The organism is Candidatus Omnitrophota bacterium (genome assembly GCA_014728045.1).
GTDB lineage: Bacteria > Omnitrophota > Gorgyraeia > Tantalellales > Tantalellaceae > WJMH01.
Map to the genome: position 1 here is coordinate 165,171 of WJMH01000010.1, position 23,633 is coordinate 188,803.

A 23,633-nucleotide genomic window follows, 5' to 3' on the forward strand; every position below is an offset into this window, starting at 1 on the left:
AAGAATGAACAGGTAGCGAGACTGTAACGACCTGTTTAAGTATCTGATGGCTTCTCCTTTCGTTCGGGTTTGAATATTTTCCTTAAGAATTCTTTTACGGGTATTTTAAGATACCAGGGTTTTTCTTTCTTGAGCTCTTTTCCGGGGGCAGGCTTTTTTTCGCCCTTATCCAGATACCCTATCTTGATATTCGTATAATAAGCGACAGCTTTGGTCTCGGTGCTGTCCGAATCGGTCATAAAAGAGACAGCGACCACGTCTTTTTTAAGGCTCTCTCCGAAAAGCCTGCTGTAATCCTCCTCGATGTCACGCTCCTCATGCTTCCATTCCTCCGAAGGCCCTGACTGCAGAACTATCAACCTAACGTTATTGGTATAAGGACTTGGTGAAACCGTCCCTGCCGGGATCACCTCGGTCCATACATACTGTATAGCCTTGGTGCTGAGAAAAAACCTGGAATAAAAGAGAACGTATACCTGCGCGACGAAATCGAACTCACCCTTTTTTTTCAGGGATTCTTTCTTTTTGCGTTCCGGGAACTGTCCGGCTTTCCAGTCCCAGCTCACAAAAGGATGTTTCTTCCAGGAGAGACGCTGTCTGTAATAAAGCGCCGAAGCCGAATCCACCCCTTCAGCCTTCACGCACTGCCTGCCGGCATGCTCGGTGACATTGTAAGCGGTATTATTATGAGCCAGCAGCTTCTCATCCCAAGCATCAAGCTGCTCGGTGGATGAGAACGAAAAATGCTTTATTACCTGACCGCTAACGCCTTCTGGGCCTCTCTTTCCTCTCAGGAACAGCAAAGCGGCAATGAAAACGCCAGCAATAACGACAGCGACCGCCAGGAAACCTATCATGGTCTTTGTTCCCCGTCGCTTCACAAATTATCCCTGTTACTTATATCTTGATCTTCTCAGCCCATTCGCTGATAACGGGCATTTTCCATTCATTGCCCATGAGCACGTTCACTATTCCCGCGAGGGAAAGCAGCCCACAGACAAGCATTCCAACTATATAGATCACGCCCCCAAGATAAGGAATAATGCTGAGTATGCCTATACCGACTTCAACGATGAACAGCATAAGACCCTGCCGGGCGTGAAACCTTACGAACCTGTCCTCTTTTTTCATGAGCACAGGGATAAGACAAAGTATCCATAAATATGAAAGAATGGCATATACGTTATCCCCGGATAAAGACGAACCTTTCTGGACTTTTTTCTCCTCCTCCATCTTTCCTCCTTCTGTCTGGACCGATCTGTTAATAATATTAATATATATTCTAATGTATATATGCCAAAAGTCAATAACTACTGGCGGTATTCATATATAAAAACCCCGGTCCGTCTTAACGGACCGGGGTTTTTACTAGTTCCAAGCGATACACTTAGAAGCTGAGCTTAACAGTACCGACAAGGTCGGTCGCTGTGTCTTCCATGCCATCCTGGAAGTGATCTCCCGGGAAGAACCATGCAGCCAGAAGACCGAAAGATACGTCTTCGGTGTAATCCCAAGTAAGATTGAGATCAAGTTCGTTTCCAGCGAGCTTGTCCGAGTTGGTTTCGGACCAGTCTTCCGCCAGCCAGAATATGCCCCATTTTGCGGTCATAGTAAGGCTGTCGGTCGGTTCAACCGAACCGCTGAAAAGCAACTGGTGCTGGTTAGTGAATGACGGAGAGCTGGCCTGAGTCGTGCGGTAAAACACGTTCTGGAACTCCCTTATGGCAGTATCAAACTTACCTCTGTACATCACATCCCATCCGTGATAAGTGCCATTGACACCTCTGCTCCTGTTGCCCATGTCCTCTTCACCGGAGTAATAGATGTACTCGATAGCTGCCACAGGCCTCCAGGCGAAGTCATCCTGCCAGTAACGGCATTCGACCATCGCGTCTATCGCCCATGCGCTCCTGTTACGTCCGTCGTTCTGGAAGTTCACACCAAGAAAATCACCGGCCTGTGCCGCGACTTCAAGAGCGACCGTCCAGTCCTCTATCGGATCGAAACTACCGCGAGCACCGAAGGTGTGGACGTCATTGCTGGCGTTACCGTTCCTGGTGGTTATAGCAACACCTGTAGCGGCGCTGTCAGGATTCCTGTCCTGCTTCCACCACCAATAACCTTCCATCTCAGCGTTGTACGCGTCGAAAATGTAACCTACGTTTACACCGAACAGGTTGGTGTCATCATCGCTTCTTCTGGCGTTCTCGTTGATCTTCGCGTAAACGGCATCGATCGTCCACGGATCATAATCCAGTGTCGCCCTGATGGCGTCAAAGGAAGTGATCGCCGTGTATTCCTGCGGCCAGATCGAACCACTCGGGTCCTGCAGGCTGTTACCGATGATGAAGCCCTTACCGAACCAGAGGTCCTGACGACCTATCCTCAGTGTGAGGGGGCTGTAAAGGAACTCTTTAAGTTCGATATAAGCAAGGTCCACGAGTACCGAGTAAGCATCATCACCAGGTGCCACAGCGCCGCGTGCTACAACGGTGTCACTGATCGGTGCCCCCGTCGTGCCAAGTTCACCGGCAGCGGCGGCTGTGTAATTCTCGTCGCCCCATACTCTCTGGTTGACCAGCCTGATTACACCGCTTACGTTGTCGGTAAGATCGGCATCCACCTGGACCTCAACGGTGCTAAGAAGGAAAGTCGCCCAGTCGTTCGACTCGGTACCGGTTCCGTCCACTGCAGCGTCGCTTTTGTCCAGATCAAAGTTGTTCCTTGCAAAGGCGCGTTCGGTGATATCACCGCTTACCTTTACACTCTGCGTTTCAGCATACGCAACCGTCGAAACGGCAAATACGAGTGCCACTACGCACAAAACTTTCAATAACTTCATGTTACCTCCTTTAAAAGGTAAAAGTATTATTACGAGTATTATTTGAACGAACAGGGCTTAATCCCTGTTCCTGTTCTTCTATGTTAGTATCGCCTACTTAATATTTACAGCTCCCGGCAACTCATTTAAAAGTCTATTCCATCCCCCCTTTCTTTGCCAGACTAGGAACCGTATCGGCGGTACATGCTTCCTATTATAGAGAATGAGCGCTAAATGTCACAATAAATTTTCACTATATATACAGATATAATCCATATATATAACATTCGCAAAAAGTATAGCATGAAAATCTGACTAGTCAAGTAAATCGGTGAGAAAATTTCTGCGGTTAAGAGAATGAAATTGTTGTATTAATGGCAGATAGCGGCTATACCCCTTTGAATGAGCCGCTCACAGGACGCCTCGTATTTTCTCGACCAATTTTTCGGAATTAGACAGGATCTCGGTTCTGGTGCGCCTTGAATCCGTCAAGAAAGAAAAGACCTCTTCCCTCATCTGGGCATTCATAAGATCGTCAGGAGAATGAGCATCCGTATCCAGTACAAGCCGCGCACCCGTCCTCTGGGATATGTCAAAGACATGCTTGTTCCCATCGGAATGGCCCTTTCGGCAGGTTATCTCAAGGTGGATCCCTTTCTCTGAGGCGAGCAAGGCCTCTTCTTCTTTTATCTTCCCCGGGTGGGCGAGTATATCAACCCCCGCCTCTATAGCCGCTTTATTCGTTCCGGGCATGACCGGCTCTACGGGAGATTCCCCGTGGGCAACGACTATTTTTGCGCCTTTGCTTCTTGCAAAGTCCGTCAGCTCCCCAAAACATTCCAGCGGTACATGCGTTATCTCAACACCCGGTATCACGAAGATATCCCAGTACTTGTTGAGCACATCTGCTACCCTGACAGCAGATGATATGACACTCGCGATATTGGAACTATCAACGTGGTCGGTGATAGCTATGGCTTTATATCCCGCTACCTGAGCGCGCCTTACCAGTTCGCTGGGTACAAGCTCACCGTCGCTGAGTAAACTGTGCGTATGAAGATCTATCATCTATTGCTCCTTCCGGACCTTTTCAAGCCACCTGTTAAGCTCGATAGAAAACCTGGCCAGAGCAAGTTTCTCGGGCAGAGAATATTCTTCCAGCTTGACCTTGAATTCATCGTGCCTTTCTGCGGCTTCTTCATGCACGAATTCATCAAGCGGTTTTACCGCAAGGCGGGTATCATTTCTGCCATCCCAGTCTGAATTCACCGCAAAGCCCAGTTTTTCCAATCCCAGATCCCAGGTGGCATCTGCGAGCACCCATCTGTCATGATTGTATACGCTAAGAGCCATGTGATACGCAACGGGAAGGGCCGCGGCCATTTCGCCGACCACATCGGCCCAGTCTATATCCAAGTCTTTCCAGTAGAAGGGATAAGTGTGGTATCTTACCCGCAGCCCGAGATCCTGATACATCTTCCCCATCAGATAGTGTTTCGGGTAGCAGGAACCCTTGTTCTCCCGGAGCATTCCGGCTGGACCCGTTTCAAGCTCCAGGTGTTCGGCGATCACGTAATACGGGATATCCCTTATCTTTTCGAATATATTCACGACGGACCTTTCTTTATCAAGACCCTCGGTCCAATCCCTGTATCTACTGGCTACTATGTCATTCATGGCAAAGAATCGATCGCTAACGGCCGACCATGCCTTCCCGCATAAAAATGTTCTGGACCGCTTCCCTCCAGAAGTCCGGGCCGACCGCAAAAATAAGAAAAAGAACACCCGCGAGGAAAGCTACGATTATGAGCACTGTCACAAGCGTCCTGATGTCTGACCTGTCAAGGGTCTGCTCCTCTTGAGAAGTGGTCTCTTCCAGGGTGAGCTGACTGCCGCAGAAAAGACACACGTCCCGCCTGTCATCATATCTTTTCCCGCAATTACGGCATATCTTCCCCATATGCAACCTCTCTATTCGGTTTTACTGTAAATTATCTTTAAACCTGTAGTGGGGTTTTCCACAACGAGCGCGTCTTCTTCCCTGCGCAAATCGATCCTCGCGCCGATATCCGAAGTGAGCTCTACCCGGTCATCCCGGACTTCATAGGTACCCTTGGCTGTAAGCCAGGGGCCCATCTTATGCGTGTAGGTACCGTCATCAAGAAATTCATATCTTGCCTTACCCACCATCTCCGGCAGTATCTTGCCGTTGCGGTAATATTCCACGCTTTGCCATGTCCCGGTCAGGTCCGCCGCGAAAGAACTACCCGCTCCGATGAGAATGAGTGGTATTAGAACTAAAACGCTTAAAAGCTTCAATCATTTCCTCCCTTTTCCTTAGGCACCCAAAGAAAAACCTTGTCTCTGGGTCGGGCCTCGAACGGCAGCCTGACGCCTGCGGACTCACCTTTTGCAACGTTATCGACCCTGGTATGCTCTATCTCCATCTCTTCAACCCTGGCAAAGGAAGCCGGAGTGGTCTTACCCGTTACCAATATGGTCTGGCCCCTCTCCAACGGACCGCAGGTGAACCTTACTTCAGCGACGCCTATTTTTTTATAAAACTTCCTCACCTCTCCGATATATATTTTCTCGTAATCCCTTGAAGAAACGCCGCCGGTATCCTCGGGCCTGCCGAAATAAAACCCTTCTGAAAAACCCCGGTTGAAGGCTCTGCCCAGGCGGGACCACAGCCTGCTTTTAAGAACGTCTGTGAGATTCCCTTCGTAATAGGCGTCTATAGCTTCCCTGTAAGCGGAGGTCACCGCCCCGACGTAATCGGCCGAACGCATCCTGCCTTCTATTTTAAAAGCTTCAGCGCCGGATGTCATCATTTTTTCGAAAAACCCCATAGTGCAAAGGTCCCTTGGGCTCAGCACGTAATCCTCGCCTAGCATATACGAGCAGTCCCCATCGGGTCCCTTCTCGGTTATCAGGTACTCCCTCCTGCAGGGCTGCAGGCATTCGCCTCTGTTGGCGGATTTGGCGAACGAGCCAAGGGACATGAAACATCTGCCTGAGACGCTCACGCACATGGCACCGTGGATGAAGCACTCTATCCCGCATTCAATGACTTCCCGCTGGGCCCGCTCAGAAATGCCCCTGATATCCTCAAGGGTGCATTCCCTGGCAAGAACTGCCCTTGAGATACCCAGCGACGAATAGAGTTTAAGAGCTTCAAAGTTCGAGACGCTCGCCTGCGTGGAAAGATGTGTTCTCAGACCGAGCTCCCGCGCGATGGTCAGAACCGACATATCCCAGAGTATTACTGCGTCAACACCGCACCTTTTAGCCTCTTTGAGGATCTTCTCTATCTTCTGCGTTTCCCTGTCGTATATAAGGACATTGAGGGCGAGATACCCCTTTCTCCCGCTTGAGTGGACCAGGTCCATGACCTTTTCCATCTGAAGAAGATCGAAATTCTCGGCACTCTTGCGCATATTAAGGCCTTTAATGCCGAAATACACCGCATCCGCCCCGGAATCAACAGCTGTGGTAAGAGAAGCCCAGCTGCCCGCCGGCGATACCAGTTCCGGTTTATTATGAGTGTGAGCTTTTCGCATGAATTATAGCCGTATATTTCCCCCTGATGCCGCGGCGGATCATCTTCTCCCGCGGAGGAGCTCTTCCTTTTTCTCTTTACTTAATTGTTTGATCTCTATTTCCCTTTTCAGCGCACCTGACCTGTCGGGGACCTTTTCGCTATAGACGATCTTGACCGGTCTCCGGCTCCTGGAGAACTTTGAACCTTTCCTGCCCCCCGAATGCTCCTTGAGCCTTCTGGCCAGATCTGTGGTTATCCCGGTATACAGGGAACCATCCGAACATCTTAGAATATACACGAACCACATTTTTCTCTCGAGACGCTGCCGGGCATTCTTATCAAGTTTCACCCTGCCTGGCGACTTTACGGGTGGCTTCTTTGATCTTGTCAGGATCTCCAAGGTAATATTTTTTGCGCGGGTTCAGATCATCGGCAAGCTCGTATACCAGAGGTATCCCCGTTGGAATGTTCAGGTCCGATATATCTTCATCGGATATCTTGTCCAGATGCTTGACTATACCCCTCAGGCTGTTACCATGAGCGACCACCAACACATGCCTGCCTGAGAGGATCTGGCTGCATATCGTATCTTGCCAGTAAGGCATCATCCTTTCGATAGTATCCCTGAGGCATTCAGTGCGGGGTATATCCTCTTGCTCCAGATCGCTGTACTTCGGGTCATTGCCGGGGTATCTTTCATCGTTCTTTTCCAGAGCCGGCGGACGGACATCGTAACTTCTTCTCCAGATGTGAACCTGCTCCTGCCCGAAATTCTCGGCGGTCTGCCTTTTATCCAACCCTTGAAGAGCGCCGTAATGTCTCTCGTTAAGGCGCCAGCTGCGGTGTACCGGCAACCACATCAGGTCCATCTTATCAAGCACTATCCAAAGGGTTCTTATCGCCCTCTTGAGCACCGAGGTAAAGGCCGCATCGAAAGTGAAGCCCTCCGCCTTCAGGACCTCGCCCGCTTTTGCGGCTTCTTCCCTTCCTTTTGCTGAAAGGTCTACGTCCGTCCATCCCGTGAAAAGGTTCTCCTTGTTCCAGAGGCTCTCACCATGCCTTAAAAGTACCAGCTTCTTCATATATAACCTTCAAATGATGCGGCTATTCTTCTTCGGCCTCATGGATCTTCTTAAGGGCCATCAGTCTCTGGAAATTCGCGAAAAGGTTATACCCCAGAAGCAAAAAAGCCGGGATCAGAAGCCACCATACCCAGAAAATACTTATAACAAGAAGTACCAGGAATGCGAGAAGGCTCATTTTCTGGTTATGCCACCATATGAAATAATCCTCCGCAGATACCCTTACCTTTTCTTCAAGGGCATCAAGAGGTATCTTCTTCTCGCCGTCAAGTATGATATCCTCATGCCATTCCTTTTCTTCAGCCAAATCCCAGCCTCCCGGTTAAAAAAATATATAACACGCTATATATTATACTACCAATACCTGTGTTTCCAAAAAGCGAAGTTATATCCCGAACCTAATCTGTACTATCCTCGGGGGGATTAAGGTCCAGCTCTTCGGCGAGTTCCTCTATTAATTTCTGTTCCTTTTTCTGTATATCGGAAAATTCCGCAGCTATGTGAAAAAGGCCGTAAGGAGCGTTCTCCACCCGGAGAACCCTGGCAAGACAGCTTATGGGAACATCGTAATCCGGGAAATTCACCTTAAAGTCAAGCACCGAGCCCACTCCCAGGTCCTTATCATAATTGAAATTCACCCCTCCCGCGCTGAGGTTCCTCACGGTGACCATGTCCCATCCCTTGAACGCTTCTTTGGGGCTCTCATGGGGCCTGACCTGAAACCTGGCAATGAACTGTTGTTCTATCCTCTTGTGTTTTCTTCTATCCCGGTCCATCTTGGAACCTCCGCTTTTTCATTCACAAAAAAGGCAAGCCCCCTAAAGGACCTGCCTCAGTAATAACGGCTTATATCATCGAACCGTGGCGTTCCATAAAAAATATATTAACGCCCTTTTTGCTGTTTGGCAAGCGAAATGCGCAAAAGTGTTCTCTATCCGCAGATGACGTTGAAATACGTCTTGCCTTTCAGCTCCCCCTCCAGGTAAACCTCAACCCTGTACCTGCCCGCCTGCGGAAGAAAAAGGCCAGAAATCCCCCCTGAAACTACATGCTCATGGTAAATATTATCAAGAACGAACTGCTCCTCCAGTTCGGTACTGTTGAATATCTCCAGAGAATTATCAGGGTTGATTATCCTTATTTCCTGGCGAAAACGGTCTCCCTGGCCGTCGCCCCATTTTGTGACTATGGATATACCCGAACATACCGCCGGCAGATCGTTCACATTTATCGTCCTGAACTCCCCCGCGTAAGTATTGCGTCCCCTATGGTCGGTGTAGACCTTCTTACACAGCATGAGGTTCTTTAGCACCGGTTCGAGCACGCGCGTGTTTTTTTTGTTATTCCTCTCACGCCGGATATCTGTCTCTGGTTCTCTCCAGGATGACATCTGTTTCTCCTTCTTTCTGCGACCTTTTTTTATAACTATTAATATAATAATAGAAGTATAATGACTATACAAAAAAATGCAAATCATCCATATAAAAAACCGGGGACCATATCACGATATGATCCCCGTTCATTTCATATGGGTGTTCCCGATAAGAGCCTACAACCCCTTTCTAAGGGGGCGTCCAGTTTTCGCCTCCACCGCCTCCACTTTCTTATCGAGCCTGGGCGACGGTTTATCCTTACGCTCGTCCATGACAGCACTGATTATAACCCTTTGGGCGTCTTTCAAGACAGCGCCGTGACATTCTTTTACTAACTGCATTACTTCATCAAGAGAGCCTTCCACAACTGTTCCCATGGGATTTATCCTGTAGTCCAGGCCGCTTTTATCTATTATATCGGCGACCCTGGCAATATAAGCGCTTAAGGATACGCCCACACCAACGGGTACTACACTTATCTCAGCCAACATCCTCGCCCCCTTTGCTCATCAGTTATACTATCGGACTCCCTACTGAAGGGTTTTCTCGGGTCTTTATTTATATAGCGACCTACTCGTCGCGCCCCGCCGCCTTTTCATCCTCAAGCTCTTCGGATTCATTCCCGGCGACGTCCTCATCCCGTATGGGCATGCTTTCAAGAACCTCATCCAGCTTCTCACGGTCGCTTCCACACGCTTTTTTCCCGGGATGACTCTCCTCTTTTTCTCTAGCATGAGTATAAGTAACGGGCCCAAAAACGGCAAGCATCAAGACAAACATGAATAATGTCCTCAAAACCCGGGGCACTTCCCCGCTCAGATTAGAACAGTTCATTCCTTCCTCTTTTCTTTTCAGGTTCGCTGCCTCATCCCTTCAGCGAACATCTTCAAAGCACACAGAATGATCACAGCGCCGAGGATGATCTTCAAAAGGTTCGGAGCGGACCTGTTGGACTGTATCGCCCCCAGAACAGCCCCGGCCAGAGCTCCCAAAACCAAGAAAAAAGCGACCCCCTTGTCAATATTACCTAAATGGGAATGGAAAAAAGCTCCCGCCGCGGCAGTCGGGAATATCACCGTGATCGAAGTTGCTATAGCCTCGTGTATCGGAAAACCGAACAGGATGTTCAGAGATGGCACGATCACCACCCCGCCCCCGATACCGAAAAGCGCCGAAATAGTCCCTGCGACGATTCCAAGGGCAATAAAACCTATAACCGATCCAGTTATAAGCCCCACGGCCTGACCGGGTATGATAATACCGGTCTGCTTGATACCTACGAGAACTAGAACGATACCGAACATAATTTGCAGGGACTTTGAGTGTATCCTGCTGGCCAGAATACTGCCTATCTTCGATCCCAGCACGGCACCGGCGACCATGTAAGAAGCGCTTACAAAATGTATATTGGCGCTTTCTATGAAATAATGCGACACCGCCCCGACAAAAGCGGCCGGGACGATCGTGGCCAGCGAGATTCCCGCCGCCTTCTTGATATCATAGCTGAATAGAAGCACAAGAGCGGGAACCATCACTACCCCTCCGCCTATCCCCAGAAAAGCACTCGCGAAGCCGGCCACGAACCCAACAGCTATGTATTCAGCTTTTTTCATTAATGTTTATTTCTTGAATAGGGATTTTATCGTATCGACGGCCTTCTCGGCAGCATCACCGGAAGAGGCGGAACCGGCTTCAGAGGATCCGCCGGAGGACTTTTTCATGAACCCTTCAAGGGCCCCTTTCGCTTTTTCTTCGACAACATTCTTAAGGTAGGGCTTGGCCACCTGCTTAAGGGTCTTTTCAAGACCGGTGAACTTGGGATTGTCCAGAGTCCCGGTAATGTCGAATTTGATCTTAAGGGGGTCTACCTGATTGAGCGCCTGGCAAAGAGCGGGCATGGGTATCATGCCTACTCGAGCTGACTTAGACCCTCCGGGTTTCAGCTCATGACCCGTAAGGGTAACCGCATTGCTCGAATCAAGCGATTCATTTACTATGACAGTATCGGACCTGAGGTCCAGAATACCCTTTTCTATGTCCACTGGAAGAGAATCCTTGTATATAAATCTTACCGCCTGAAGATCCACGTCCCTAGCACTAACGTCCAGATAGGTCCTCACGCCTTCGGAGACGATCCTGGTCGAATACTTCATCCTGAAACTTCCCGCCGGATCATCCCCCTTCTTGAGGGAACCCGAAAGATACAGGCTGTCAAAAATGGCGCCTTTTACGGGATCTACCGCTATACCGGAGAGGCTCACTCCCGCTTTCTCTACGCGTATCTTCTGCTCGCCTTCGGCGATCACGTTGATGCGCGCATCCTTGACCACAAGCTCCTTTATCCTCAACATATATTCGTCTTTACGGGTCTTGAACAGGACCTTTCTTCCTTTGGGCAGTTCAACCACTTCTGTGGTGACCCTCGCCCTGGTCTTTTTACCCTTTGCCGGGGTTTCCCTGGAGATGCGGCTTTTCACCATACTAAAGGCCCTGGTGAACCAGTCGGCTTTGGGCTTGGGGGCGAACCTTCGAAGCACGGAAGGCTTTTCCTCTATCTCCTCCTTCTCGGGACGGGCAATCTTAGTTACATTGAAACTCCCGTCGGGCTCGCCTTCCAGGTCAATGACCACCCCGGAAAGAGTGACGCCGGAAATGACCGCTCTTCTGGAAAGAAGGCCCAGAAAACTCAATCCCGCCGAAGCTCCGGAAATCTTGACCATAACTTTTTTATCGTCGTCAGGATCGTATACTTTAAGGTCCTTCATCGAAAAAGACAGTGTCAGCGGCCAGACGTTAATACTGCCGACCGTTATTTTCGTATCGGTGTTCTTGTCGATGATGTTTACTATGATCTTGCCCAGAAAGGGGCTCAGGATAAAGCCGAAAGCCAGGTGGAAGACCACCAGTATCGTGATAAGTATGGCTATGCCTTTTACGTTTATATATTTCATGGAACTGGGCTCCCATTCATCTTCTGTTGGCCAGAGAAACTATTTTACTTATGACTGGCAACTTCATGAACCATTTATAGAACTTGGTCTGCTTGAATTTATCGAAATACTTCTTTCGAAAGACCACTATACCCTTTTTCGACGCGAGATAGACCGGATAGGCCAGTACCCCGGAGACAACCAGCCCTCCTGTAACAAGCGTGTTGCCCAGATCAAGATACGCGATCACCGGCAGCGACGTCAGGATCCTCCAGACCCCGGAGAGGAACTTGAGATCGATAAGAAGAAGACCGCCCACCATATCGCTGATGCGGTACACTCCCAGGACATAAAAAAGCTTAAAAACGGGAAGAACGAGTATCGACGCCAGGCGGTTTATCCTGAAAATGAAAAAAAGCACGAAAAGAAGTATGGCCATGGGGCCGTTGAGCGGTATGAACCCGAAGAACATACCCATGACCACTCCCGCAGCAACTTCGCTTTCGGAAACATTGGAAGTGAATAGCTTCACGATCTTAACGGGTAAATTAATGAGAGGTAACATGTGATTATTATAAGTCCAGTAAAAGATAAAAAGCAAGCTAAAACAAACATCTCCCCGGCTTCAGGCGCGAATGGATGGATCAGTCCTCATAATCATCGAACCCGTCCTGATAATACCTCGAAAGGTCCTCCTCCCCCTCAAAGGAAAGCACATCATCGTCATCATCATCGAACCCGATCTCAACCACCCTGAGCTTCACCGGTTCCATCTCAACCACGACAAGTTCTGTTTCGCATTCCGGGCATATGACCATGTCATCTATATCCACTTCCTCGTCGATCGCGATCCTTTTCCCGCATCCGGGACATTTTGATACATTCCCCTCGGACATATCTTCCTCCTTTTGAGCTACATCTATCTGGCAAGTGCTCCTTTGTCATCTTTAAAATGCGGTAATGTAGTTTACATAAAAAACGATTTAAGTCAATAGACTTTTTCGATCAATCGCCTTTCGGCGACCGCCAGGTAAAACTGAAGAATTTTACACCGCTCATCCTGGAAAAATAGTATAATTAATTTGATAATCTTCCAGGGAGGGTGACATGAAAAAAGACTGGCTCCTGTGCGATTTCCATATACACACCGAGTTAAGCGATGGTAAGTTGCCCCTGAGAGAGATCGTGGACCTCTTCGGCAATAACAGGTTCGACGCGATATGTATAACCGATCACGTCTATGACAGGGCTACCATAAAATTATGGGTGGATAACAACGAAAGACCCTGCACTATACATGAAAATGGATTCAGAGATTACCTGGAGCTTATCCGGCAGGAGGGTTTAAGAGCACAGGAACAATACGGCATGCTGGTAATCCCTGGCATAGAGATATCCAATAATCCTGCACTTTTCCATATAACCGCTATCGACATAAAAACGTATATTGATCCCGATCAGGACGTAGAAGAATTGATCGAACAGATACATCAGCAGGATGCGCTAGCGGTGGCATGCCATCCCCATTACAAGGACTCAGAACCTGAAATGCCCTTCATACACCTGTGGGATAACCATGAAAGATACGCGAACCTGTTCGATGCCTGGGAAGTGGCTAACCGTGATGATCTTTTCAATGTGGTGGGACTTAAGAGGTTCAATTATATCGCCAGCTCAGATTTCCACGAACCGCATCACGTCTATTCATGGAAAACGCTCCTGAAAGCTGAAAAGAATGCCGGCTCCATCAAAAGCGCTATAAGACAAAACAAAGATATCGCTATCTACCTCCACAGAAAGGCACCCGCATCTTAAAGATGGAATCTCTTGTACCAGGGACATTCCCGGCAATCTTTGATTTGGCGGTCACCTTTGGGGTCATATATCCTGTCGGCGAGCCAGCAGCAATTTCCCCGGTAGCCCAGTCTCATGTAATGGGAACATTCACTTTTTTCTCTATCGCTGCAGTTAAAATATTCCCAGCAGTTTTCAGGCGTACTCATCATGCGAATCCACGGCTCAACTTTGGTAAAGCACGACCTTAAAATGTAAAACGACTGTTAAACAATATAATACCACCAGAAGCGGTAAGTTCAATATTTTTTTACTGTTTTTTCGAAAGAAAAATATCAGTTGCCAACCTCGATGGTTTTGAGCGGTGCTCTTTATCCGAAGAGCGCAATTGATGCTATTACTTGCAGCATATTGTCAACTTTTTCCGCGGATCAGGATAGCTCGATCGTTATACATCCTTGTAAAATACGCCAGCTGCACCGCCGCATAAAAAAACGCCCCCTCCCGGAATATCTTCCGGAAAAAGGCGTTCAGCTTAAGTTCCGCTCTTTGTTTAGAGAACCTTGCGATCTGCGTCCCGTTCTCTGATATATCTGCTGAGAAGAGAACAGGCTATTATCTCGCAAGCTTCCTTTGAAGGTATTTCTACCTGCTGAAGCTTTCCTTCGTTGGACACAGTTGTAACAGCTGCTTCTTTTTCCATTTTTCCCTACCTCCTTGGAATAACAGTATTTATTATCTTAACGTTAAAACCGTTATTTTGCAAGCTTTTTCTGAGAAAAAACACCGGTCCTCCCGATCCGGGAGCTACCGGTGTTTTCTTTAACAATGATCCTAGGTTTATTCGCCCTTGATCCAGTCAGCCCATACCTGGAAGACGGATTTCTTTTCACCGCCCGAAGCAGTATCATCCGCGTATACTGACACGGATCCCAAGACAAAGGCCACCACCAGTACCAACGCAAACAGCTTTTTCATCGTATCCTCCTTATTGGCTATATACCCGAATATAGAAAGTATAATGTTAATTCTCATAGAATGCAAGCCGGGCCGTATAATCGGTTTAGATCATCTATCAGCCCTCTCGGCGCAAAAATACAGGGCCCGCGGGATAACCCGCGGGCCCTTGAACATGGCGTCCCCGACACGATTCGAACGTGTGACCTACTGCTTAGGAGGCAGTCGCTCTATCCAGCTGAGCTACGGGGACAAAAATGTATGTCTTTTATATCAGATTTTGCCGCCTGTGTAAAGCGCCTTTTCTGCCGCGATCAAACTCCTGTATCCAGCATCCATCACATCATGAACGTAGGAGGCCAGTTCTTTCCTGCTCCTGCCCTCAGAGTATACCGGCGGCAATATGAACAGATCCGCTTCAATGGATGCATATCCAAGGATACGCCAGAGATGCGGCACCAGGGTCATATCCCCGTACCAGCATACGGTAGGCCTTTGTTCGGGTTCATTGTATCTGATAAGCACGGGTATTACCGGCATGTCCGACTGCGCGACAGCTTCAAAACAGGTCGATTTGAACGGCAGCACCCCGCCCTTTCCGTCGGTCGAAGTGCCTTCCGGATACACCATCAGATACATCCCGCGCCTGATGGTCTTGGCATAATCCCTTTTAGCTTTTTTCGAACGCGCCGGGGAGAACCTGTTAACCAGGACGGGGTTCGATAAGGCCACGATCGGGCCTACGACAGGCCATGAATCCGTTTCCGTGGAAGAAGTGAACCTCAGAGGAAAAACCGATCCATGTACGACTATATCAATATATCCGAGATGATTGGACACCACCAGCCCTCCCGGGACCTGACACGGATCCCCGTGGACCTTTACGCGCAGGTTGATTATCCTGCCCACACCGCGAGCCCATAACCTCAGGATATGGCTTATTTTCTTTCTTCCGTACCATCCCCGGAACCGGTAAGGCACCGAGAGAATGGTAACAACGGCAAGCCACACAGCCAAAGCCGTGATCCTGTAAAGCCGCCTTATGAGAGGCATGTTATGCGCCCATCCCGTTCTTATACTTGAAATGCCTGATATAACGTTCAGGAACATTCCTGATATCCACAAGTATGAAAAAGTCTATGGTCCCGAATTCCCTGTCCAGCGCCGGTTCACCGCATATGCTGGCGCCAAGCCTCAGGTATCCTTTGAAAATAGGTGGGATATGTCTCTTGAGTTTTTTTTCATCGGAGAGAACTTTCTGTATCTCCTTTTTGGGCGGTCTCTCCAGTCTGAACCCCGGCCGGGGATAAGCTGTCGCCCCGGAGTACGGGGGACATCTTTCCACCAGATAATCGTACAGCGCCCAGCCGATCTTCGGATTCGTCTCATCCAGGCTGACACAACCGAGCATGTAGGTAAGGCGAGCTCTTTTAAGCAGTTCCGTGATCGCGCCCCAGAGAAGTGCCACCGCAGACCCGGTCCTGTATTCGGGTGATACGCAGGACCTTCCCAGTTCAAGACATTTATCGGCTATACTGTAAAGCCCCTTGATGTTATATTCCCTGGAAGAATAAAAACCTTTGGCCGAGTTGGCTATACATCCCAGATGCGCGCGATAGGTACCTATGACAGCATGCGGATTCTTTTTGATGACCATAAGGTGCAAACAATATTCATCATATTCGTCAAAATCTATCCCGTACTTCTCCGCCTGTTCCAGTCCCCTTCCCTGTTCGATATTGAACACTTCATAACGGAGCCTCTGCACCTCTTCGATCTCTTCATGGTTCTCCGCCAGCTTTACAAGAAATTTATCCGTTTCAACAAGCACTGTCGGTTTAACGATATTGTCGGGAAATCTTCTAATCATAACCTGTCCTCACTCCCTTCAAAGACGGTCAAAGAGCCCGGGCCAGACAATACAAACCCGCTGCTGCGACAATAAAAGCTAAAAAAGACCTCAGGTAGAGTATGTACTTCTCGGCTTTTCCTCTGATCATCCAGAAAAGGATCCCCATCGGCGCAAAGGCCAATACTGAACCCAAAGCTATACCCAAAACGAAAATCAGTCGGTTATTTCCGAAAGAGCTGAACTTAAGAGAGAAAAAACCGGCAAGAAAAACAAAAGCCGCAATACTCCCCGGATGTAATAACGTTATCAGGAACACCCCCAAAGAAGGAGCACCTCGGCGCGTCGGTGCCTTCCTGTGCGGTTTTTTTGCCAGGCTCCTCCTGCCGCCGTTAACGACCAAAAAAAGTCCGATCGATAATATCAATATCCCCGAGAACAGGAAAAATAATTTTTCATGCTCGGCTAAAAAGTCCCTGATCGGCACCGCTGCCAGCGATACCGCCAAAGCAAGACAAGTGTCACCGGTCACCGCGCCCAGAATGGTGCCTTCCAGAGCCCTTCTGTCATGCATCAAAGCTGAATCGGCCACCAGAGCGCCTGCCGGTCCGAAGGGCGCGGCCAGTATAATGCCTGCAACGACTGAGAGGAAGAATATGCTTATCACCTTGTTTTTTCCTCTTTGTCTTTTACGTCGACCAGTTCTATCCAGGCAAGATCCGCGCGCGCGCTGGAGGCAGTGTACTGACTGTTACAGGAAATACTGATATAAACCTTTTCCGGATAGAATCCCCATGCTTTTTTAAAATCTTCTGCGCAGTTACGCTCTTCGGTGATCCATCCGCTGCCCGCATCCTGTTTATTGCGCAGTGTTATCCACTTATCCTTGATCGTACCGGCACCATAAACACTTTTGCCAGCCGTCCCTTTGGGGGTCACGGTATCCCACCTGTATGATATGGTCTTTTTGCTCAGCATACTGCCGGTGCCCACATAAACCGCGATAGCCTGGTCATCCCTGGATTTCACCCTGCCGTCGGCGCCTTCGGGAAGTTTTCCGGCTCTCCATTTCCACCTAAGAAGAGGCGTTTCCCGGAGATCCACGCCCTCCAGGGATGTTACAAGGCTGGAGCTTCCTTTATGGGAATCCATGTGCAGGAAAGAATTGCCGCCCTCACGCACAATGGAAAAGTCGGATTTAGGCGTTCCCGGTTTACCCATCAGTTTCCAGCCATCCGGGATGGCGCCGGGCTCGCCGGAAAATGTCTCTTTCCATCCGACCCTATACTCTACCGGCTTCGGATGCCTGATAAATGAAATAATTATGATCAAAATACAAATAAGGATCCCCGCAAGGATCCCTATTTTTTTAAAAGAAAGTGTTGAGAAGTCCAGCCGCATGAGCGATCAGCCTCTGCTCCTGATGGTTTTCTTCTTTTTCTTTTTCTTCTTTCCGTTCATACGAGCCTCAGCGTCCTGCTCCTGTTCCTCCATCATCTTCCTTAGCTTGAGCATGCATGCGGCCTCTATCTGCCGGACCCTTTCGCGGGTTATACCGAAATGTTTAGCAGTATCCCTGAGTGTGTGGGAAACGCCGTCATCGGTAAGACCGAAACGCAGCCTGAGGATCTTTTCTTCGCGCCCGGTCATCTTCTCAAGCAATCCCTCTATTCTCTCGTGCAGGAGGAATTTGGAGAGCTCATCAACGGAACTGACGATACTTTCATCCTCTATAAGGTCCATGAACTCTGAATCACCAGACTCGCCTATCGGAGCGTTGAGGCTTGCGATATTGGAAGCCATGTGGTTCAGCTGTCTAACCCTGGAAACAGGCAGCTTCATTTTCTTCGCTATATCGCTCATCTGGGGATTTTTATGCAGTTTCTGTGATAGCTGTTTCTTGACCTTCTGAAACCGCATCAGCATCTCCATGACGTACACAGGTATGCGTACCGTCTTGCCCTGGTTGGCGACCGCCCTTGTGATATATTGCTTTATCCACCATGCCGCGTACGTGCTGAAACGGTATCCCTTATCGGGATCATATTTTGTCACGGCCTTCATTAGCCCCAGATTGCCTTCTTCGATAAGATCGAGCATGGGCACACCCAAGTAACTGTATTTTTTGGCGATATTTATCACAAGCCGAAGATTGCTCTTGATCATCTTCTGCCTGGCTTTCTTGTTGCCCTTTTTGACCTTTTGCGCAAGCTCTTTTTCTTCTACGGGCGAGAGAAGAGGCAGGTCGCGTATATCTTTCAGGTAAAGTTTTATCGCGTCCATGTATAACCTCGTGATTTATTTGCCGGCCCCGGACACGTAATAATACGCGTCCGGGGTGGCGTTTTCAGCAACTTACTAACAGTCCTTGACCGCCGCCTGTGCGGCTGCAAGCCTTGCTATAGGTACGCGGAACGGTGAGCAGCTCACGTAATCCATGCCTGCTTTATAGCAGAATTCAATGGACGCCGGATCGCCTCCGTGCTCTCCGCAGATACCGACCTTGAGATCAGGTCTTACTTTCCTGCCGCGATCGATGCCCACCTTGATCAGCTGGCCCACGCCTTCCTGGTCCAGCGACTGGAAAGGGTCCTGGGGGAGGATGTTCTTGTCCAGGTATGGAGCAAGAAACCCGCCCATGTCATCACGGCTGAACCCGAAGCTCATCTGGGTGAGGTCGTTCGTCCCGAAGGAGAAGAACTCAGCCACGTCGGCTATCTGATCAGCTGTAAGCGCGGCACGCGGTATCTCTATCATGGTACCTATCATGACCGGTAGCTTCTTCATGTTGTATTTTTTCAGGGTCTCTTCGCGCACTTTCTCTATGACCTTTTTCTGGTCACGGATCTCCTGCGCTGTTCCAACGACAGGTATCATGATCTCGGACATCACCTTCTTTTTGTTCTTCAACAGTTCCGCGGTGGATTCGTACACCGCTCTTGCCTGCATCTCGGTTATCTCAGGATATGTAACACCCAGGCGGACGCCTCTGTGTCCCATCATAGGGTTACTTTCCTTGAGAAGGGATATCCTTTTCTCCAGGTCCGACATCTTTATCTTGAGGGTTTTGGCGAGCTTCCTCTGAGCGCTCTTCTGGTGCGGAACGAACTCATGAAGAGGCGGGTCCAGGAGCCTGATGGTGACCGGATATCCGGCCATGGCCTTCAGGGTGCTTTTCACGTCCTTTTTCACGTAAGGGTACAGCTCCTTTAGCGCAGCTCTTCTTTCCCTCTCGGAACTGGAAAGGATCATCTTGCGCAGTTTGAAAAGCGGTTCTTCCGAACCCTCTCCGTAGAACATGTGCTCTGTCCTGAACAGGCCTATGCCTTCTGCACCGAAAGAACGCGCCTTTTTGGCGTCCGCCGGTGTCTCAGCATTGGTCCTGATCTTAAGTTTCTTAACGTTGTCACATATCTTGAGGAACTTATTGAGCATTTTGTTCTCTTTTGCCGCGTCCATCATGGGAAGCGTACCCTTGTACACGAGACCCTTGGTACCGTTAAGCGTGATCCAGTCCCCTAGTTTGAGTTTACCCTTGCCGGCTATCTTGACCTCTTTTTTGGCATAGTCGACCTCAAGGGCGTCACACCCTACGATACAGCATTTACCCCACCCGCGTGCTACAAGCGCCGCGTGCGAGGTCATCCCTCCCCGAGCCGTAAGGATGGCCTTTGCCGCCCTCATTCCTTCAACATCCTCGGGGTTGGTCTCCTCGCGCACCAGGATAACCTTCTTCCCGTTCTCAGCCCATTTCACGGCATTATCTGAGTCGAAGACTATCTGGCCGCTTGCTCCGCCGGGACCCGCCGGAAGACCTTTCGCCAGCGGATCGCTCTTCTTTTCAGCGGCCGGGTCTATAATGGGATGTAAAAGTTCATCCAGCTGAGAGGGCTTGACCCTCATAACCGCTTCTTCCTCGGTAATAAGACCCTCTTTTTCCATATCGACCGCCATCTTAACAGCAGCCGGGCCGTTACGTTTACCGGTTCGTGTCTGCAGAAGATAAAGCTTCCGGTCCTCGATGGTGAACTCAAGGTCCTGCATGTCGCGATAATGTTTCTCAAGCCTCTTCTGTATACTGTCGAGCTGCTTGTATACCTTGGGGTCCCATTTTTTAAGCATCGTTTCGTGCTTGTTGCTCTGGGAACGGGAATTCTCGTTTATCGGCGCAGGCGTCCTCGTGCCGGCAACCACGTCTTCTCCCTGGGCATTGACGAGGTATTCACCGTAGAACTTGTTATCGCCGTTACCTGGATTACGCGTGAAAGCTACGCCGGTAGCCGAATCCTTGCCCATGTTACCGAAGACCATTGTCTGTACGTTCACGGCTGTACCCCATTCGGCAGGTATACCCTCTATCTGCCTATATGAGACTGCGCGCTTACCGTTCCAGGACTGGAATACCGCCCCGATACCTCCCCAGAGCTGATCGTCGGCGTTATCCGGGAAATCCTTTTTAAGCACCTGCTTGACCTTTTTCTTGTACTGAACGCAGAGATCCTTCAGATCCTCCGCGGAAAGATCGGTATCGGTCTTGGCCCCGACCTGGATCTTTTTCTTGTTAAGAAGCTTCTCCAGCTGCATCCTGATGCCCTGGCCTTCTTTCGGCTCAATTCCGGCCGCCTTCTCCATGACAACGTCAGAGTACATGGTGATAAGACGCCTGTAGGCATCATAAGCGAACCTTTCACTTCCGCTTTTCTTGATAAGACCCTTAATTGTCTTGCTGGTAAGGCCAACATTGAGCACGGTCTCCATCATACCGGGCATGGACTGGCGAGCGCCTGAACGGACCGATACGAGTAAAGGGTTCTTTTCGTCGCCGAACTTCTTACCAGTAAGCTTCTCCACCCTCTTCAAAGCCTTGTCCACCTGCGCATTTAGCTCTCTGGGGTATTTCTTGCCGTAGTCGTAATAATACGTGCAGACATCAGTGGTTATGGTGAACCCCGGCGGCACGGGCAGTTTTAGCTTAGAATGCCCCGCCATCTCCGCCAGGTTGGCTCCCTTACCGCCCAGAAGGTTTTTCATTTCCGCTTTTCCATCGGCCTTACCCCCGCCGAATGAATACACGTACTTCTTCGTCTTTTTGGATGTTTTCTTTTTTCTGGCCATCGTTGTCCTTCTCCTCCTTCTTTGTTTTTCCGGGCCACTAAAGAGGCCCGGCCGGATCAAACTAGAACTTTTCCGAAAAATACTCTTTAAGCCTGTCAGCTCCTATACGTTCCTGCTCCATGGAGTCCCTCTCACGAACAGTGACTTTACCGTCCTCAAGAGAATCCACATCAACGGTAACACAATATGGCGTACCGATCTCGTCCTGCCTTCTGTAAAGCCTTCCTATCGCCGCCGTGTCGTCATAGACCACGCGGTAATCCCCTTTTATATCCTCGCGTATCTTTTGGGCCATCTCGACTATTTCCGGCTTGTTCTTGAGAAGCGGAAGTACCGCCGCCTTTATCGGAGAAAGTCTCCTGTCCAGGGCAAGGTAGACCCGCTTCCTGCCCTTAACTGTCTCCTGCCTGTAGGCATCCACCATAAAGGCCAGAACGGCCCTGTCAACCCCCCCTGAAGGCTCTATCACATAAGGGGTGAACCTCTCATCGGCCGCAGTATCGTAATAGGTCAGCTCCTTCCCGCTGATCTTGGAATGCTGCTTCAGGTCGAAATCGGTCCTGTTGGCGATACCTTCAAGTTCCGACCACCCCATCGGGAAGGAATACTCGATATCATGGCATCTTTTTGCGTAATGGGCAAGCTCGTCCTTCTCATGCTCGCGAAGCCTGAGGCTTTCCTTGCGTATGCCCAGGGAGATGTACCACTGTTTGCGCTCATTCACCCAGTAATCATACCACTCCTCATCCTCTCCCGGACGGACGAAAAACTCCAGCTCCATCTGTTCGAACTCACGGCTCCTGAAAGTAAAGTTGCCGGTGGTTATTTCATTACGGAAAGCCTTGCCCGTCTGGGCCACCCCGAATGGCAGCTTCCGTCTGCTGGAATTAACGATATTCTCGAAGTTGACGAATATCCCCTGAGCGGTCTCCGGTCTCAGGTAGACATCCTGAGCACTTCCTTCGACCGAACCCAGCTGGGTCTTGAACATAAGGTTGAAACTTTTGGGCTCCGTAAGCTCCCCGCCGCATTCGGGACACTTATCTCCCTTGATCTTATCGATGCGGAACCTCTTCTTACACTGTTTACAATCACTCATCATGTCAGCAAAGGAACCGACATGCCCTGAGGCTTTCCAGACCTCGGGGTTCATCAATATCGCCGCGTCCAGCCCCTCCACATCGCTGCGGTCGTAGACCATGCTCTTCCACCACTGGGCCTTGACGTTCTTCTTGAGCTCGACCCCCAGGGGTCCGTAATCCCACACGCTGCCTATTCCGCCGTATATCTCACTGTCCTGGAAAATAAACCCGCGCCTTTTGCAGAGGTTCGCTATATCCTTGAGAGCAACATCAACTGTTACTTCTTCTGTTTCGGTCTTTTTCTTCTTTTTTTCCATGACTAGATTATTCTCTCCTTCTGGAGGGTTTCCAAAAACTTAAGTGATCTCATCTGGCGCCCGAGATGATACGCCATAAAACTTTTCAGTATCCTTTCAGTCTCCCTGCCCACCTGGCTGCTCACCTTTATGTGCGCAAGTCTGTCAATCTCACTCGATTGTATCTTCCTCAGGAATTTTAGTGTTCCCGGGGAAAGTCTTAAATAGCTGCCCGATCGGGATGCGCACCCTGAACATACCGTACCACCTGAAGAGATACTGAATACAGAACCTGTGCCGAGCTCGCCCCCGCACCCGCAGCATATGTCAAGTTCGGGCCTGAGCCCAATGGCTCCCAATGTTTTTATCTCGAATATCCTGCTGACACGTTTTGCGCTGGAACCGGTCCCCAGCATCTCGAGGCTTCTGACCAGGACCCGGTAAAGTTCTTCGTTAGGGTCGTAATCGCTGGTGACCACGTTTATTAATTCTATAAAATAATTAGCGTATGTCAACCTTTCTATGTCTTTTCTTACGGGAAGATAAAAATCGACGGCCTCGCAATGGGTGATAAGGTCCATCGGCCTTTTGTGTTTTCTGTAAAAGAGCAGGTCGCATCTAGTGAATATTTCAAAGTTCCCGGCGAACTGCGGATAGGGGTTCCTCACCCCTTTCATCACGCCTCTTATCTTACCAAAGTTCTCGGTGAACACCACAAGTATGTAGCTGGTCTCCCTTAAAAGGTACTTGCGTAATATTATCCCCTCGGCACTTTGTGCAGGCATATTCA

The 23,633-nt window shown here is 49.5% G+C and carries 30 protein-coding genes and 1 tRNA gene; 1 reads left to right on the top strand and 30 read right to left on the bottom strand.

Annotation, left to right across the window (positions count from 1 at the left end; translation table 11 throughout):
- Positions 1-35: 35 nt before the first annotated feature.
- From GF409_03415 to GF409_03505, 19 genes are all read right to left on the bottom strand, one after another.
- Complete coding sequence (locus tag GF409_03415; GenBank protein ID MBD3426264.1) at positions 36-881, bottom strand: DUF3047 domain-containing protein; 846 nt, start codon at positions 879-881, stop codon at positions 36-38.
- Between the two features lie 16 nt (positions 882-897).
- Positions 898-1,233 (bottom strand): hypothetical protein, encoded by a 336-nt coding sequence (locus GF409_03420; GenBank protein ID MBD3426265.1) that lies wholly within the window; start codon positions 1,231-1,233, stop codon positions 898-900.
- 154 nt (positions 1,234-1,387) lie between these two features.
- Positions 1,388-2,842: a hypothetical protein gene (locus GF409_03425; protein ID MBD3426266.1), complete on the bottom strand. Its 1,455-nt coding sequence runs from the start codon at positions 2,840-2,842 to the stop codon at positions 1,388-1,390.
- A gap of 390 nt (positions 2,843-3,232) precedes the next feature.
- Positions 3,233-3,889 (bottom strand): histidinol phosphate phosphatase domain-containing protein, encoded by a 657-nt coding sequence (locus GF409_03430; protein MBD3426267.1) that lies wholly within the window; start codon positions 3,887-3,889, stop codon positions 3,233-3,235.
- Positions 3,890-4,498 carry a hypothetical protein gene (locus tag GF409_03435; protein MBD3426268.1) on the bottom strand — a complete coding sequence of 203 codons (609 nt, stop codon included), beginning with the start codon at positions 4,496-4,498 and terminating at the stop codon, positions 3,890-3,892. It abuts the gene before it with no gap.
- A gap of 16 nt (positions 4,499-4,514) precedes the next feature.
- Positions 4,515-4,781 carry a hypothetical protein gene (locus tag GF409_03440; protein MBD3426269.1) on the bottom strand — a complete coding sequence of 89 codons (267 nt, stop codon included), beginning with the start codon at positions 4,779-4,781 and terminating at the stop codon, positions 4,515-4,517.
- Between the two features lie 11 nt (positions 4,782-4,792).
- Positions 4,793-5,140: a hypothetical protein gene (locus tag GF409_03445; GenBank protein MBD3426270.1), complete on the bottom strand. Its 348-nt coding sequence runs from the start codon at positions 5,138-5,140 to the stop codon at positions 4,793-4,795.
- Entirely contained in the window at positions 5,137-6,384 is a 1,248-nt protein-coding gene (locus tag GF409_03450) for a U32 family peptidase (GenBank protein MBD3426271.1), read from the bottom strand. The genes GF409_03445 and GF409_03450 overlap by 4 nt, the downstream gene beginning before the upstream one ends.
- Before the next feature lie 39 nt (positions 6,385-6,423).
- Complete coding sequence (locus GF409_03455; protein MBD3426272.1) at positions 6,424-6,672, bottom strand: GIY-YIG nuclease family protein; 249 nt, start codon at positions 6,670-6,672, stop codon at positions 6,424-6,426.
- Between the two features lie 31 nt (positions 6,673-6,703).
- Positions 6,704-7,447: a 2,3-diphosphoglycerate-dependent phosphoglycerate mutase gene (gpmA, locus tag GF409_03460; protein MBD3426273.1), complete on the bottom strand. Its 744-nt coding sequence runs from the start codon at positions 7,445-7,447 to the stop codon at positions 6,704-6,706.
- A gap of 22 nt (positions 7,448-7,469) precedes the next feature.
- Positions 7,470-7,754 (bottom strand): hypothetical protein, encoded by a 285-nt coding sequence (locus GF409_03465; GenBank protein ID MBD3426274.1) that lies wholly within the window; start codon positions 7,752-7,754, stop codon positions 7,470-7,472.
- A gap of 91 nt (positions 7,755-7,845) precedes the next feature.
- A complete protein-coding gene (locus GF409_03470; protein ID MBD3426275.1) occupies positions 7,846-8,223 on the bottom strand; it encodes a hypothetical protein in 378 nt (125 codons plus the stop codon).
- A gap of 155 nt (positions 8,224-8,378) precedes the next feature.
- The gene (locus GF409_03475; GenBank protein MBD3426276.1) at positions 8,379-8,837 is read right to left on the bottom strand and encodes a hypothetical protein; all 459 of its coding nucleotides are present in this window, start codon (positions 8,835-8,837) and stop codon (positions 8,379-8,381) included.
- 159 nt (positions 8,838-8,996) lie between these two features.
- Positions 8,997-9,311 (bottom strand): MTH1187 family thiamine-binding protein, encoded by a 315-nt coding sequence (locus tag GF409_03480; GenBank protein MBD3426277.1) that lies wholly within the window; start codon positions 9,309-9,311, stop codon positions 8,997-8,999.
- A 79-nt stretch (positions 9,312-9,390) separates the two neighbouring features.
- Entirely contained in the window at positions 9,391-9,654 is a 264-nt protein-coding gene (locus GF409_03485; protein ID MBD3426278.1) for a hypothetical protein, read from the bottom strand.
- Positions 9,655-9,671: 17 nt separating this feature from the next.
- Positions 9,672-10,433, bottom strand: coding sequence for a TSUP family transporter (locus GF409_03490; GenBank protein ID MBD3426279.1), 762 nt, complete (start codon positions 10,431-10,433; stop codon positions 9,672-9,674).
- A gap of 6 nt (positions 10,434-10,439) precedes the next feature.
- Entirely contained in the window at positions 10,440-11,771 is a 1,332-nt protein-coding gene (locus GF409_03495) for a DUF748 domain-containing protein (protein MBD3426280.1), read from the bottom strand.
- A gap of 16 nt (positions 11,772-11,787) precedes the next feature.
- Complete coding sequence (locus GF409_03500) at positions 11,788-12,315, bottom strand: TIGR03546 family protein (GenBank protein ID MBD3426281.1); 528 nt, start codon at positions 12,313-12,315, stop codon at positions 11,788-11,790.
- 79 nt (positions 12,316-12,394) lie between these two features.
- Positions 12,395-12,646 carry a hypothetical protein gene (locus GF409_03505; protein MBD3426282.1) on the bottom strand — a complete coding sequence of 84 codons (252 nt, stop codon included), beginning with the start codon at positions 12,644-12,646 and terminating at the stop codon, positions 12,395-12,397.
- Positions 12,647-12,857: 211 nt separating this feature from the next.
- Here GF409_03505 and GF409_03510 point away from each other — a divergent pair, with 211 nt between their 5' ends.
- A complete protein-coding gene (locus GF409_03510) occupies positions 12,858-13,565 on the top strand; it encodes a phosphotransferase (GenBank protein ID MBD3426283.1) in 708 nt (235 codons plus the stop codon).
- 532 nt (positions 13,566-14,097) lie between these two features.
- Here GF409_03510 and GF409_03515 read toward each other — a convergent pair.
- The 11 genes from GF409_03515 to recO all read right to left on the bottom strand — a co-directional run bounded on the left by GF409_03515 (position 14,098) and on the right by recO (position 23,628).
- Positions 14,098-14,247 (bottom strand): hypothetical protein, encoded by a 150-nt coding sequence (locus GF409_03515; GenBank protein ID MBD3426284.1) that lies wholly within the window; start codon positions 14,245-14,247, stop codon positions 14,098-14,100.
- Positions 14,248-14,384: 137 nt separating this feature from the next.
- Complete coding sequence (locus tag GF409_03520) at positions 14,385-14,522, bottom strand: hypothetical protein (protein ID MBD3426285.1); 138 nt, start codon at positions 14,520-14,522, stop codon at positions 14,385-14,387.
- Between the two features lie 155 nt (positions 14,523-14,677).
- A tRNA-Arg gene (locus GF409_03525) sits at positions 14,678-14,754 on the bottom strand.
- Between the two features lie 20 nt (positions 14,755-14,774).
- Positions 14,775-15,611, bottom strand: a complete 837-nt coding sequence (locus GF409_03530) for a hypothetical protein (GenBank protein MBD3426286.1) — start codon at positions 15,609-15,611, stop codon at positions 14,775-14,777.
- Positions 15,556-16,371 carry a GNAT family N-acetyltransferase gene (locus GF409_03535; protein MBD3426287.1) on the bottom strand — a complete coding sequence of 272 codons (816 nt, stop codon included), beginning with the start codon at positions 16,369-16,371 and terminating at the stop codon, positions 15,556-15,558. The genes GF409_03530 and GF409_03535 overlap by 56 nt, the downstream gene beginning before the upstream one ends.
- A 28-nt stretch (positions 16,372-16,399) precedes the next feature.
- The gene (locus GF409_03540) at positions 16,400-17,017 is read right to left on the bottom strand and encodes a hypothetical protein (protein MBD3426288.1); all 618 of its coding nucleotides are present in this window, start codon (positions 17,015-17,017) and stop codon (positions 16,400-16,402) included.
- Positions 17,014-17,751, bottom strand: coding sequence for a DUF3047 domain-containing protein (locus GF409_03545; GenBank protein MBD3426289.1), 738 nt, complete (start codon positions 17,749-17,751; stop codon positions 17,014-17,016). Before GF409_03545 ends, GF409_03540 begins: the two co-directional genes overlap by 4 nt.
- Positions 17,752-17,757: 6 nt before the next feature.
- The gene (locus GF409_03550; GenBank protein ID MBD3426290.1) at positions 17,758-18,633 is read right to left on the bottom strand and encodes a sigma-70 family RNA polymerase sigma factor; all 876 of its coding nucleotides are present in this window, start codon (positions 18,631-18,633) and stop codon (positions 17,758-17,760) included.
- A gap of 75 nt (positions 18,634-18,708) precedes the next feature.
- Positions 18,709-21,465 (bottom strand): pyruvate, phosphate dikinase, encoded by a 2,757-nt coding sequence (locus GF409_03555; GenBank protein MBD3426291.1) that lies wholly within the window; start codon positions 21,463-21,465, stop codon positions 18,709-18,711.
- Between the two features lie 61 nt (positions 21,466-21,526).
- Positions 21,527-22,864, bottom strand: a complete 1,338-nt coding sequence (locus tag GF409_03560; GenBank protein ID MBD3426292.1) for a glycine--tRNA ligase — start codon at positions 22,862-22,864, stop codon at positions 21,527-21,529.
- Between the two features lie 2 nt (positions 22,865-22,866).
- Positions 22,867-23,628: a DNA repair protein RecO gene (gene recO, locus GF409_03565; GenBank protein MBD3426293.1), complete on the bottom strand. Its 762-nt coding sequence runs from the start codon at positions 23,626-23,628 to the stop codon at positions 22,867-22,869.
- Between the last annotated feature and the right edge of the window lie 5 nt (positions 23,629-23,633).